Here is a 13,810-nt window from a genome sequence, read left to right on the forward strand (position 1 = left end):
GAAGTTATGAAAATCACAGTTGTCGGTACCGGTTACGTAGGGCTTTCCAATGCGCTTTTACTGGCGCAGCACCATGAAGTGGTGGCGTTGGACATTGTTCCTGAAAAAGTGGCGATGCTCAATGCACAGGTGTCGCCCATTGAGGATCACGAAATCAGTGATTTTCTTCAAAATAAAGCTTTACAGTTCAAAGCCACAACCGATCAGCAGGAAGCGTACCAGAACGCCGATTATGTGATCGTGGCGACTCCGACCGATTACGATCCGAAAACCAATTACTTCAACACCAGCAGCGTGGAAACGGTGATTGCTGACGTTAAAATATACCGACCGCAAGCGGTGGTCATCATCAAATCCACGGTACCGGTGGGTTTTACTGAAGATTTAAAAAAGAAACTGGATTTTCAGAATATCATCTTTTCACCGGAATTCTTGCGGGAAGGTAAGGCGTTGTATGATAATTTATATCCCTCAAGAATCATTATTGGCGAACAAAGCCAAAGAGCAGAGGTTTTTGCCGAACTCCTTAAAGAAGGCGCGATCAAAAAAGACATTCCGGTGTTATTCACCCATTCCACAGAAGCCGAAGCGATTAAACTCTTTTCCAATACCTATCTTGCATTAAGGGTGGCGTATTTCAACGAACTCGACAGTTATGCGCAGACGCATCAGCTCGACAGCCGCCAGATTATCGAAGGCGTAGGTTTGGATCCCCGCATTGGTTCTCATTACAACAACCCGTCTTTTGGTTATGGTGGTTATTGCCTTCCGAAAGATACCAAGCAGCTTTTGGCGAATTACGACAGCGTGCCGAACAATATCATTCAGGCCATTGTGGATGCCAACCGAACCAGAAAAGATTTTATCGCGGATTCGGTGCTTGCGAGAAATCCCAGGAAAGTGGGCGTGTACCGCTTAATTATGAAATCCGGTTCCGACAATTTCCGGGCTTCAGCGATCCAGGGCGTGATGAAGCGCATCAAAGCCAAAGGCGTGGAAGTGGTGGTGTACGAACCCGTAATGAAAGAAGAAACCTTCTTCGGTTCCCGCGTCACCAAAGATTTGGAAAGTTTTAAACAGGAATGCGATGTCATCATCTCCAACCGCAAAGCCCCCGAACTCGCCGATGTGGAAGAGAAAGTCTATACAAGAGATTTGTTTGGGAATGATTGATGCACGATTTTAATGGATTAAAAAAATAGATATGATTCCTCAGATTATACAACTCCCCAAAATAGTAGATCCCCGCGGGAATCTTTCTTTCTTTGAAAGCCCGAAACAGCTTCCTTTTGAGATTGCAAGAACCTACTGGATTTATGATGTACCCGGCGGTGAAACGCGTGGAAGTCATGCTTTCAAAGAACAGCAGGAATTTATTGTAGCATTGTCTGGAAGTTTTGATATTGTGCTTCATGATGGAACCCAGGAAATAAAATTCCCGTTAAACCGTTCGTATTACGGCTTATACGTTCCCAAAATGTACTGGAGAAAACTCGAGAACTTTTCTACGAATGCTTTAGCGCTTATTGTTTCTGACAGGCATTTTGATGATCAAGACTATATCAGGGATTTTGAAGAATTTAAACAGTTTAGAAATGGACAATAAATCAGTATTTGACTGTTCGGTTATTGATCTCGGGAAAGTCAATTTTGCCGAAGGAAATCTCACAGTAGTAGAAAATAATTCCGCTTTTCCTTTTGATGTGAAGAGGGTTTTTTACTTATACGATATTGCAGGAGGTGAGAGCAGAGGCGCACATGCCCACAAAGAATGTCATCAGTTCCTCATCGCAGCAAGTGGCAGTTTTGAAGTGAGTCTGGATGATGGCATTTACCAAAGACAAGTCTTCCTGAACCGTCCCAATATAGGACTGCATATTCCACCCGGGGTGTGGGCTTCTGAAATTAATTTTTCTTCGGGAGCGATCTGCCTTGTCTTAGCTTCACAAGCTTATAATGAAAGTGATTATCTAAGAAATTACCAGGAATTTTTAAATTTCAGAAATGGCTAAAATCCATCCCCTTGCAGATGTTCAGACGCTGAATATCGGCGACAATACCTCCGTATGGCAGTTCTGCGTTATTTTAAAAGACGCAGTCATTGGTGATCATTGCAATATTAACTGTCAGGTATTCATAGAAAATGATGTGAAAATTGGAGATAATGTCACCATCAAACCCGGTGTTCAGATTTGGGATGGGGTGACTTTAGAAGATAACGTCTTTATTGGTCCTAATGTGACGTTCACGAATGATCTGGTGCCGAGATCGAAACAGTATCCTGAAGCCTTTGCAAAAACTTTGGTTAAAAAAGGCGCTTCCATCGGAGCCAATGCCACCATTGTCGCCGGAAATACAATCGGTGAATTTGCACTGATCGGTGCAGGCAGTGTGGTAACCAAGGAGGTGCCTGCCAACACGGTTTGGTTTGGCAACCCGGCAAAACAGAGAGGAACCATAGATGAAAAAGGAAATATAACTTACCAATGATTAAATTCTTAGACTTACAGAAAATCAATCTTGCCCATCAGCAGGAAATTGAAGAAAAACTCTTACAGACTTTCCGTTCAGGCTGGTATCTTCTGGGCAACGAAGTAAAATCTTTCGAAGATAATTTAGCGAAATATATAGGATCCCAGCATGCCATTGGTGTGGCCAACGGGTTGGATGCGTTGCGTCTTATTTTAAGAGCTTATATTGAAATGGGGGTGATGCAGAAAGGGGATGAAATCATCGTTCCGGCAAACACTTATATCGCTTCTATTCTGGCGATTTCCGATAACGGACTGGTACCTGTTTTGGTAGAACCTGATATCAGCACCTACAATATTGATCTTTCAAAAATTGAAGAAAAAATGACTTCCCGCACCAAAGGACTGATGATTGTGCATCTGTACGGAAGGGTTGTCTTTTCAGAAGACCTGAGGGCACTGGCTCAAAAACATCAGCTGAAAATTATAGAAGACAATGCCCAGGCCATCGGTGCGGAATGGACTGGCGTGAAAACCGGAAATTTGGGTGGCGCAGCCGGTTTCAGTTTTTATCCCGGGAAAAATTTGGGTGCCCTTGGCGATGCGGGAGGAATTACCACGAATGACGAGGAACTTGCAAAAACCATACGTGCGCTGGCCAATTACGGTTCCAATCAAAAATATGTTAATATTTACCAAGGCTTGAATTCCCGTTTGGACGAAATACAGGCGGCAGTTTTAGATGTAAAACTGAAATACATTGATGCCGAGAATCAAAGAAGAAGAGAAATTGCCCATCGTTATTTAGCTGAAATAAACAATCCGAAATTCATCCTTCCTGAAAATCTTGCCGATGAAAATGAGCATGTTTGGCATTTATTTGTCATCAGAACAACGGAAAGAGAAAGTCTGCAGAAATATTTAACCGAAAATGCAGTACAAACGTTAATTCATTATCCGATTCCACCGCATCAGCAGGAGGCCTACAAAGATTGGAATGATTTATCATTCCCGATTACGGAAAAAATCCATGCAGAGGTGCTGAGTTTGCCCATTTCGCCGGTGATGACCGATGAAGAGGTTGGTGTTGTCATCGATGCGCTAAACAATTATTAAGTGTCCGAAAACCAATCCTCATACCGCCAAATTATGAAAGCGACCTCCATTTTTGGAGGAGTGCAGGTATTCAACATTTTGATAACAATCATTCGTTCAAAATTGGTGGCAATTTTATTAGGTCCTGCGGGGATGGGAATTGCCGGCTTGTTTACTACTACATTGGGTTTAATGTCTTCGATTACCAATTTAGGATTGGCCAGAAGTGCTGTTCGTGATGTTTCTGCCGCCAATGCTACTAATGACGAAGATAAAATTAGCGAAACTGTATCGGTTTTCAGAAAACTGGTCTGGCTTACCGGTGGCATCGGTTTGATAGCGACTCTTGTACTCTCGCCCTTATTAAGTTTACTAACTTTTGGAAATTATGATTATACCTTTAGTTTTGTTTTCTTGTCTTCTACATTACTTATTGGGCAACTTACGGTAGGGCAAAGTGTGTTATTACAAGGGTTACGAAAAATAACTTGGCTCGCTAAAGCAGGGATTTATTCCGCTGTTATTGGATTAATCACCAGCATTCCATTGTATTATTTATATGGGATAAAAGGAATCGTTCCTGCCATTCTTGTTTCTTCTGTTTCAGTTTTTTTTATCCAGCATTATTTCGCAAAGAGAATTAATATAAGAACACAGCCTTTAACTTTTAAACAAGCTTTCCAAAAAGGGAATGGAATGATTAAGTTAGGAATAGTGCTGGGTCTGAATGGGTTAATTTCCACGGGCGCCTCGTATTTGATTCGTATTTTTATTTCACACTCAGGAAGTTTGGAAGATGTGGGCTTATATACTGCAGGTTTCGCCATTATTAATACGTATGTGGGAATGGTGTTCTCCGCTATGATTACTGATTATTATCCACGCTTGGCAGCGGTCCAGCAAGATAATACAAAATTCAATACTATGATGAACCAGCAGATAGAAGTTGCTCTGTATATCGTTTCACCCCTGATATGTGCCTTTTTAATCTTTGTGAATTGGATTATTATTCTTATTTATTCTTCTAAATTTTTAGCAATTGTAGAAATGATACAGTGGGGAATACTGGCAATTTTTTTTAAAACTTTAGGTTGGGCAATTGGTGTCTTGGTAGCGGCAAAAGGGCATTCAAAACATTATTTTTGGAACGAACTGACAGCAAATATCTATTTGCTGATTTTTAATATTTTGGGGTACTATTTCTTTGGATTAAAAGGGTTGGGAATTAGTTTTTTAGTCGGCTACTTTATTTATTTTCTACAAATCTATTTCTTTACCAAAATAAAATATGGATTCAATTTAGAACAGGGAGTGGCTAAGCAATTTGTATTATTTCTCGCTATCGGAATATTATGCTTTAGCATCGTACAAAACCTTAAGGAATTACCGGCATATTTGCTGGGTGGTACCATGGTGATTATGGTTTCTGCTTTTTCATTTTATCAGTTAAATAAAAAGACAGATATGATAAAAGGTTTAAAAAATAAAATTAGGAAATCGTAATGAATAAAATTACAATAGGTATTCTGACCTTTAATCACGAAAAATTCATTGCAAAATGTTTGCATAGTGTTCTTGCATTAAAATATGACAATTTAGAAATTATTGTTTCTGACGACTGTTCAAAAGATAATACCTACCAAATTGTGCAGGATATTGTTGCTCATGCGCAATCGTCCCATCATATTATTCTCAACAGAAATGAAATCAATTTAGGTTTAGCCGGTAATTTCAATAAGACTTTTGGGGAATTAGCAACGGGAGATTTTTTGGTTACATTAGGAGGTGATGATGCAATCAAGGACGATTACTTTGCAGAAGTTTTAGCCGTATTTGAGAAAGATAACCAGATCATGATGGTCGATGTGAATGCAGATATCATCGATGAAAATGGAGTGATTTCAAGAAGAGCGACCGATTTGGAATATGATCAAAAACTAAGCGGTTTAGAAAACTACTTGGCATTAGAAGCAGTCCCATCTTTTGCTCCTGGTCGTATGATACGAAAGGAATTATTATCTTATTTTTTTCCCATTTCACACCAATGTCCTACAGAAGATTCTGTATTGGTGGTACGGTCGCTTTTGCTTGGAAAGCATTGCAGGTTAAACAAATCACCTATTTTATACAGAAGACATTCCGAAAATGTTTCCACAGAAGCGAATCTAAAAAAAATGTCAAACATAAGAATTGTTTCCCAATACATAAAGGATGCAATTACACTTTATGACAATTCCCTTATTTCAGACGAATTTCTGCTAAGACTATTAGCGAGATTTGAATATGAACACAAAAGGAGAATAATTATATATTCTGATCTAAATAAATATATAAAAATTATTAAACGAAGGTTAATAAAAATCAAATATAAATTTCAATAATGGTAAATAAGAAAAGAATTCTTGTAAAAGCATATACCCATAAGAATTTAGGTGATGATTTATTTCTCAAGATGCTTTTCGAAAGGTATCCCGAGATCCACTTTTGTTTATTATCTCAGAATAGTAGTTATAATAATATATTCCCTAATCATAATGTCAAGACAATTGCTCGGCGAAAAAGCTTATTTGAAAATAAATTTATAAAGAAAATATTTGTAAAGTTAAATAGACCACTTTGGATTAAATTAATCACTGGTTATACAGAGAAATTTCTAAATAGAACCAAAAATGAAAACGATATATTGGTGGTAATTGGAGGTTCTATTTTTATGGAAGGGAAAAATGAAATCATCCCTCAATTGAATACATTAGATCTTCTCCAGCGAATTTTCTCAAATAAACCAACTTTTATTCTTGGAACTAATTTTGGACCGTACAAATCTATAGAATTCCGCGAATTCTACAGAAATTTGCTTGGCAAATATTCAGATGTTTGTTTTAGAGATTCTTATTCAGTATCTCTTTTTGATGATTTACCAAATACCAGAATGGCTCCCGATATTATATTTGGATATAAAATTCCAAAGGTGGAGAAAATACCAAAAACTATCGGTTTTTCTATTATAGACTTATTTTATCGTCCTGATTTAAAAATGTATTTACAAGTTTATGAAGATTATTGTTTAGGATTAATTTTAAAATATATTGAACTTGGTTATACCATAAATCTTTTCTCATTTTGTACTTACGAAGGCGATACAAGAGCTATAGAAAGAATTTCTCAAAAACTTAGTTTACCGTACCAAAAATCGGTCAATAAAGTTTTTTATGAAGGTAATATCGATGATTTTCTCCGGACCTATTTAAGCGTTGAAATAATGTATACTACGCGTTTTCACGCGACAATATTAAGTCTGTTAGGCGAACAGAAAATTGTGCCATTTATTTATAGCAAAAAAATGTTGAATGTATTAGATGATATAGGTTATACAGGTAATTATATTAATATCCAAGATATTGCAAAAAATGTTGATGTTAGTAAAGTTATTCCGAAGAAGTTTTTCGTTGATAATTCTATAGTAACAAAATCTCAAAATCATTTTGTAGAATTGGATAAAATAATTAATTCATGTAACCAACGTTCTCAGTAATTATCCCCGCCTACAAAAATAAAATATAATACGTTGATAGAGTGATGCGGTAATGGTGTAAAACTAGGGACATTAAAATTATTTTGATAGGTGATTTTACAAAAGATAATATGATAGAGAACTAACTCAGTCGATGTTTATTAGAAATTACGTATGAATCGGCAAAAAGGATACCCGGATGAGTGCAAATAGTAGATGGCTGGGCAATCGTACTAAGGGTCTTTGATGACCAAAGATGTTCTTGCAAAATTTTTAGCGGCTAGAGTAGCGGCAAAACTGATCAAAAAAAAAGTTAATTATTATAAAAATCATGATGAATATTTATGTACTATCAGCAGGAGATCGAAATAATTACGGAGATTTATTATTTCCAATAATTATCAAAAAGTATTTGGAATCGAAAAACATTACATTTTCAATATATAATTATGGCGTTATAGCTTCTGATTTAAGTTACTTTGGAGCATTACCAACTTTGTCTTCAATTGATCTGGCGGCAAATTATAAAAACGATCAAAATAATAAAATTATTATTGCGGGTGGCGAAGTAATCGGAGGAGGATGGCTAAATATCTTGCGATTTGTAAGTGAATTTTGGAACAAATTGCATCATAATAAATACTTTAGATATTTGATCAATAAAATAGGATTGTTGGAAAAGTATATGCTCTACAAGGCAGGACAAAGTCGCCCATTTATTGTTGATGGAAGTATATTTTCCAAAGATCATATTTATTATAATTCAATAGGAGCACAAGGATCTAAAAAATTATTGACCAATAGAAATATTTATCAAACCTATTTCAGGAACATTAAGCATTTGAGTGTTAGGGATAATAACTCTGCAGAGATTTTCAAGGATTTCAATATTGAATATTCATTAGTGCCGGACTCTGCATTAATTATGTCCGATTTAATTATATATGAATTAGAAGAGTTTGTTACAGATTCATGTAAAAAACTAGCGTGTAAAAACTATGTTTTTTTTCAAATTGGAGATAAGAAAGGGCCTGAAAATATAGCTGATTTTATGAATAAAATTCAAACTTTTGCAAATAAGTTCTCGTTGGAAATTATACTTTGTCCTATTGGATTGGCTTTGGATCATGGCGACGATATTGTTTTACAATATATAAAAGCAAAGTTTCCCAACATGCATTATTATCAACCTAAAAATTTGTATGAAACAATGTATCTTCTAAAGAATACTAAGATGTATATTGGGACTTCCTTGCATGGTGTTGTTACCGCTCAAAGTTTTAATGTCCCCTTTTTTATTTTTCCTGAGAAAATTGGCAAACTTAAAATCTATGTAGATACATGGTTTGATAACCCAGAAGATATACAGGGGCATTTTTCCGATACTTCAAAAATAGAAAAGAGCTTTCTGAATTACGATGCAGAAAAGGAAAAAATTAACACTCAAAAGCAGAAAGATCTTATTTATAAAAACTTAAATACCATATTTTTCACATGAGTTATTATAAAGTTTACTGCATTATTGTTACTTATAATGCAATGAGGTGGATTGATAAATGTATCGCAACGATTAAAGAAGATCATATTCAATTAGAAATAGTTGTTATTGATAATAATTCTACAGATGGAACTGTGGAATATATAAAAGAGAATTTTCCAGATATTAAAATTTTGCCTCAGCATGATAATTTAGGGTTTTCAGGCGCAAATAATATTGGCTATGAAATGGCTTTAAAGAACAACGCCGATTTTGTTTACTTATTAAATCAGGATACCATAAGTTATCCCAATACTATAGAAAAGCTTATCAAAATTCATGAGAGTAATTCTGCAATTGGGGTAGTGTCGCCTCTGCATTTAAACGACAATGGTGATAAATTAGACAAAAAGTTTGAAGAATATATCACCTCAGGTTCTTGTCCTAATTACATTTCGGATATGTCTTTAGGCAATCCAAAAGAATATTATTCTATTGGCTTTGTAAACGCCGCAGCTTGGCTAATCAGCATCGAAACAGTCAAGAAAATGGGAGGGTTATTTTCATCCGCTTTTTTCCATTATGGCGAAGATTCGAATTTTCTTTCCAGGTTAAGATTTCATAAAAAAGAATGTGTTATTGTCCCTAATTCTTTTATACACCATCTAAGAGAAGAAAGAGCAGGTAAAATGAGTATTGAGTTCGAGAAAAAGAAACTTTCAATCAAGAAAGTTGAGATTATGATGAATGTTAATGTTGAATATAATAAAGCAGTAAGCACTTTGTACCGTTATGCAGGACAACAGGTTTTTAAAAGGAATTTTTCCGGTGCGTACGAATTATTTACTTATCCAATTTTCTCAAAATCTTCAATAAAAAAAATAAGAGAATCGTATAAGACACAACAAATCATCTAAATTTTTTATGTTCTCAGTAATCATCCCCTATTACAAAAAAAGAAAATACATCGAAAGGTGTATTGGTGCGGTATTGGCGCAAAGTTATCAAGACTTTGAAATTATTTTGGTAGATGATGGTTCCCAAGATGATGTTGCACAGCTTATTGAAGAAAAATATTCGGGGAAAGTCCATTTAATTCAACAGGATAACCAAGGAGTTTCAGCAGCAAGAAATACAGGAATTGCAGCAGCCACCCATGATTATATTGCCTTTTTGGATGCGGATGATTATTGGAGTCCTTTTTATTTAGCGTGTAATGCTGAAATAATCAATAATGAAACTGATGTAAAAATAATAGGATCACATTATACAAGAAATAAATCTGAACTGGAAATAAAAAATAACACCTTAGATTATTTTAAGTTTGAAAATTATTTTAAAATTGCAATTCGAAATACTTTTTTTTTAACATCAGCGACTGTCGTAACAAGAGACTTTTTTGAACAAAATCCCGGATTTAATTCTAATTTAAAACGAGGGGAAGATATCGATGTATGGCTACGAGTGGTTGCAAGTAGTGGAAAAGCATTTTATATCAATAACACCTTAGTGTATTATTCTGATGAAGATTCCGAGCAGGCTACTTCTTCTATAGGGGAAGTAGCAAATTCTTTAGTGGGCACCATCAATGAATATTATAAAAAAGAGTTAAGGCAAAATGAAAACCAAGCGTTCTCTCATTTTGTTTCAAAATATGTTTATTTTAACTTATACCCCTATTTTTTTAATAAGAAACATCATCAAAAAGCAAAAGAAAATCTAAATAACAACAGACATTATTATTTCTTTTTGCATCTTCCATATTATCTCCCTTTATGTATTGGAGAAAAAATCATGTCCAATAAAAAACTTAGCAGATTATTACGCTGGTATCTGAAATTCTTTCTAATAAAAATTTATATATGAAAATTCTACGCCTCACTACACTGCTTGATTTCGGCGGAATAGAAACTAAAATGGCCAATCTTTCAACTTATAAAGATAAAGAGAATGAATGGGTTTTTGTTGCCCTTGGAAAAGGCGGCGAGGCAGAAAAAAAGATCCGTGCAAACGGAAAACGAACTCAAGTACTTGGGTTTGATTACAAAATACCTTCTATTAGAACTATTTGGAAATTTTACAAATTTTTGAAAGTAGAAAAGCCAGATGTTTTACATACCTCTGGTGCCGAAGCTAATTTTTTTGGGTTTTTTGCCGGAAAATTAGCAGGAGTACCTAAGATTATCGTTGAAGAAATTGGTATTCCTAATCAGTCTTCTGTTGCAAAGAAGATATTTCGTTTGATCTTTAATAATGCAGATTTTGCAGTGGGAGAGTCCAAAGTAGTTGTTGATCATTTTGTTTCAACATATCACCTTAATCCCGACAAAGCAAAAGTAGTATCAAATTTCGGTTTGTTCCAATATGACCTTTCCAAATTGATTGTTCAAAAAGAGGAGTCCATATTTAATATTGTAATGATTTCCCGTTTAGAAAAGGTCAAAAATATAGAAGGGGTAATCAATGTGGTAGCAAGACTATGGGCTACAACTTCTAAAAACATTAGACTGACAATTGCCGGTTCAGGTGTTCTACAACAGGAATTAGAGAAAAAAGTAGAAGAAATGAGACTCCAGAACCACGTTTACTTTCTGGGATTTATCACTGATCCTTACCCTCATTTGTGTAATGCCGATCTATATGTGCTCAATTCAAATTCCGAAGGCTTTTCAAATTCTTTGGTAGAGGCTATGTACAGTAGTACGCCAGTTCTAAGTACGACTGTTGGTGCAGCCGCAGACATTATAGAGGATTCTAAAAATGGTTTTTTGACTTCTGTTAATGATGAGGAAGAACTGTATTTAAAACTGCTGAAAATTGTAGATATCCCCAAAGAAGTACTGGCCAAAATCGGTAGCAATGGTCAAAAATCAATTATAGAAAAATATTCTTTAAATAATCATATCGAACAATTAATGTCTATATACCATTAATTTAAATTAAATAATTCCATGATTAGAGTATTACATATCATGTCCACAATTACTGGCGGTGGCGTAGAACGCCGACGTCTTTCTTTGGCGAAAGCTTTCAAAGGAAGCAATTTTCAGATGAAACTCGCAGGGACTTTCAAAGGTGGTGCTATTGCTGAACAGATTGAAGAAAACGGAGTAGAAATTATAGAAGTCGGAGATTTTAACGGACCTTTTCATTGGGAGAAACATCGGAAAATTCAAAAAATCATCGATGAGTTCCAACCGCATATCATCCACGGTGCAGTCTTTGAAGGCGTAACGATGGCAGCCATCAATGGTTTAATAAAAAGAGTTCCTGTGGTGATTTTGGAAGAAACATCAGATCCGCAAAACAGAAGTGCAAAAGCAGATTTTCTGTTGCGGATTTTTTCCTGGACAGCAGACAGATTTATCGCCATTGCACCCAATGTCGCAGATTATTTAAGGAATACTGCTAAAATATCTCCTCAAAAGGTCATCACCATAAATAATGGCGTTCAAATTCCAAGACAGGTTTCAGAAATAGAAATTCAGAATTTAAAAAATCAATATGCTATTACCGGAGATGATTTTATTGTGGGTACTGTGGGACGGTTAGAGAATGAGGTTAAGAAATTTACTGATATCTTAGAAGCAATAAAACAATTGGGTCTCCCTCGTCTAAAACTATTGCTTGTTGGAGGGGGAAGAGATGAACAATTGCTGAAACACAAAACCCGGGAACTGGGTATTGAGGGACAGGTGATTTTTACGGGCTACCATTTTGATACAGCGCCCTATTATAAACTAATGAATATATTCTGTATCGCATCACAAAGAGAAGGTTTTGGTTTGGTCGCTGCGGAAGGGATGCTGCATCATCTTCCGGTATTGGCAACCCAAGTCGGAGGGTTACAGAATGTAGTCGTGAATGGAGAAACAGGTTTTTTGGTTCCGCCCAATACCCCGTCAATGTTGGCAGAAAAAATACACTATTTCTACCATCATCCTGAAGCCGCCGCCAACATGGGAGAATCCGGTTACCAAAGAGCGATTCAGAATTACACCGAGGAAAGGTATGTGAAGGAAGTAGAAGCACTATATTTGGAGTTGCTGAAAAAGAAAGGAATATGAAAAACCTCCTCTTCATCACCTGGGACGGCCCGCAGACTTCCTATATGGAAGGATTGTTTATGCCCATTTTTCAGGAAATCGCTAAGCGGGGATATTATCAATTCCACGTGATACAGTTCACCTGGGCGGATGCTCAAAAAATCGCGCATATCCAAGCAGCGGCAGATGAAATGGGAATCACCTATACGGCCTGGCCTGTTCTTAGGAGACCTAATGTTTCCATAGGAAGTCTTTTGACGGTGCTTACCTCTTCAGCCAAAATCAAAAAATACATCAGGGAAAATAACATTCACATGGTAATGCCGAGGAGTACTTTCCCCGCGATGATCGTGAATCAAATCAAAAACAAAAGCTTTAAACTCATTTTCGATGCCGACGGTTTACCCATCGAAGAACGCATTGATTTTGCAGGACTAAAAAAAGAATCTTTTCAATATAAACTGATGAAGTCGGCAGAAACGAAAATGCTGAAGTCTGCGGATGCCGTCATTAGCAGATCTCAGAAAGCAATAGACATCCATACCACCCATATCGGTGAATCCTACCGATCAAAATTTTCTGTGGTTTTTAACGGAAGGGACAAGAATGTATTTGCTTATCGGCCACATTTAAGAGAAGAAGTAAGGCAGGAATTGGGCTTAAAAGACGAATTGTTGTTTGTGTATGCCGGATCTTTGGGACCGCAATACTGCCTGAATGAAATGTTGCAAATATTCCAGGCATACGCGGAAAAGCGTGAGGCAAAGTTCCTCATCCTAACTGGAAATATAGAATTTGCGGAACAAAACATTCCAACGGAGCTAAAAGCGCACGTTATCTTAAAATCGGTGCCTTCGGAAAAGGTGTCGTTTTACCTCAACGGCGGTGATGTAGCATTCGGACTCAGAAAACCCACCTTCAGTATGCAGGGGGTGGCACCCATAAAATTAGGTGAGTATCTGCTCTGCGGACTGCCCGTAATTGCCAGCAAAGGTATTGGCGACACAGAGAACATTTTGGAGAATTTTGAAGAATGTTACCTTTACGATCATTCCATCGGTTTGTTACCACAGACAGAGCAGATCAAAAATTTTGTAGAAAAAGCTATATTTGCCAATAGAAACAATATCGCTCAAAAAGCGCAGGATTATTTTTCTTTGGAAGCTGCAGCAGAATCCTACATCAAAGCAATCACAAACTAACCACCAAC

Annotated in this window: 14 protein-coding genes; all 14 read left to right on the plus strand. The window is 36.4% G+C overall.

What is annotated here, in order from left to right:
• The first annotated feature begins 6 nt into the window (after positions 1-6).
• The 14 genes from OK344_RS00980 (at position 7) to OK344_RS01045 (ending at position 13,802) form a co-directional block, all read left to right on the plus strand.
• Positions 7-1,173 carry a nucleotide sugar dehydrogenase gene (locus OK344_RS00980; protein ID WP_265143026.1) on the plus strand — a complete coding sequence of 389 codons (1,167 nt, stop codon included), beginning with the start codon at positions 7-9 and terminating at the stop codon, positions 1,171-1,173.
• Positions 1,174-1,204: 31 nt separating this feature from the next.
• Positions 1,205-1,606 (plus strand): sugar 3,4-ketoisomerase, encoded by a 402-nt coding sequence (locus OK344_RS00985; RefSeq protein ID WP_265143027.1) that lies wholly within the window; start codon positions 1,205-1,207, stop codon positions 1,604-1,606.
• Complete coding sequence (locus tag OK344_RS00990; RefSeq protein ID WP_265143028.1) at positions 1,596-2,012, plus strand: sugar 3,4-ketoisomerase; 417 nt, start codon at positions 1,596-1,598, stop codon at positions 2,010-2,012. The genes OK344_RS00985 and OK344_RS00990 overlap by 11 nt, the downstream gene beginning before the upstream one ends.
• On the plus strand, positions 2,005-2,490 hold the full coding sequence (locus tag OK344_RS00995; RefSeq protein WP_265143029.1) for an acyltransferase: 486 nt from the start codon (positions 2,005-2,007) through the stop codon (positions 2,488-2,490). Before OK344_RS00990 ends, OK344_RS00995 begins: the two co-directional genes overlap by 8 nt.
• A complete protein-coding gene (locus OK344_RS01000) occupies positions 2,487-3,587 on the plus strand; it encodes a DegT/DnrJ/EryC1/StrS family aminotransferase (protein WP_265143030.1) in 1,101 nt (366 codons plus the stop codon). The genes OK344_RS00995 and OK344_RS01000 overlap by 4 nt, the downstream gene beginning before the upstream one ends.
• A gap of 33 nt (positions 3,588-3,620) precedes the next feature.
• On the plus strand, positions 3,621-5,069 hold the full coding sequence (locus tag OK344_RS01005; RefSeq protein WP_265143031.1) for an oligosaccharide flippase family protein: 1,449 nt from the start codon (positions 3,621-3,623) through the stop codon (positions 5,067-5,069).
• A complete protein-coding gene (locus OK344_RS01010) occupies positions 5,069-5,947 on the plus strand; it encodes a glycosyltransferase (protein WP_265143032.1) in 879 nt (292 codons plus the stop codon). The genes OK344_RS01005 and OK344_RS01010 overlap by 1 nt, the downstream gene beginning before the upstream one ends.
• A complete protein-coding gene (locus OK344_RS01015) occupies positions 5,947-7,098 on the plus strand; it encodes a polysaccharide pyruvyl transferase family protein (RefSeq protein ID WP_265143033.1) in 1,152 nt (383 codons plus the stop codon). Before OK344_RS01010 ends, OK344_RS01015 begins: the two co-directional genes overlap by 1 nt.
• A 310-nt stretch (positions 7,099-7,408) precedes the next feature.
• On the plus strand, positions 7,409-8,575 hold the full coding sequence (locus OK344_RS01020) for a polysaccharide pyruvyl transferase family protein (RefSeq protein WP_265143034.1): 1,167 nt from the start codon (positions 7,409-7,411) through the stop codon (positions 8,573-8,575).
• Positions 8,572-9,471, plus strand: coding sequence for a glycosyltransferase family 2 protein (locus tag OK344_RS01025; RefSeq protein ID WP_265143035.1), 900 nt, complete (start codon positions 8,572-8,574; stop codon positions 9,469-9,471). Before OK344_RS01020 ends, OK344_RS01025 begins: the two co-directional genes overlap by 4 nt.
• Positions 9,472-9,478: 7 nt before the next feature.
• Positions 9,479-10,420, plus strand: a complete 942-nt coding sequence (locus OK344_RS01030; protein WP_265143036.1) for a glycosyltransferase family 2 protein — start codon at positions 9,479-9,481, stop codon at positions 10,418-10,420.
• On the plus strand, positions 10,417-11,487 hold the full coding sequence (locus tag OK344_RS01035; protein WP_265143037.1) for a glycosyltransferase: 1,071 nt from the start codon (positions 10,417-10,419) through the stop codon (positions 11,485-11,487). The genes OK344_RS01030 and OK344_RS01035 overlap by 4 nt, the downstream gene beginning before the upstream one ends.
• An 18-nt stretch (positions 11,488-11,505) precedes the next feature.
• Positions 11,506-12,621, plus strand: coding sequence for a glycosyltransferase family 4 protein (locus OK344_RS01040; RefSeq protein WP_265143038.1), 1,116 nt, complete (start codon positions 11,506-11,508; stop codon positions 12,619-12,621).
• Positions 12,618-13,802, plus strand: a complete 1,185-nt coding sequence (locus OK344_RS01045) for a glycosyltransferase family protein (RefSeq protein ID WP_265143039.1) — start codon at positions 12,618-12,620, stop codon at positions 13,800-13,802. Before OK344_RS01040 ends, OK344_RS01045 begins: the two co-directional genes overlap by 4 nt.
• The last annotated feature ends 8 nt before the right edge of the window (positions 13,803-13,810 follow it).

Source organism: Kaistella yananensis, assembly GCF_026107505.2.
Taxonomy (GTDB): Bacteria; Bacteroidota; Bacteroidia; order Flavobacteriales; family Weeksellaceae; genus Kaistella; species Kaistella yananensis.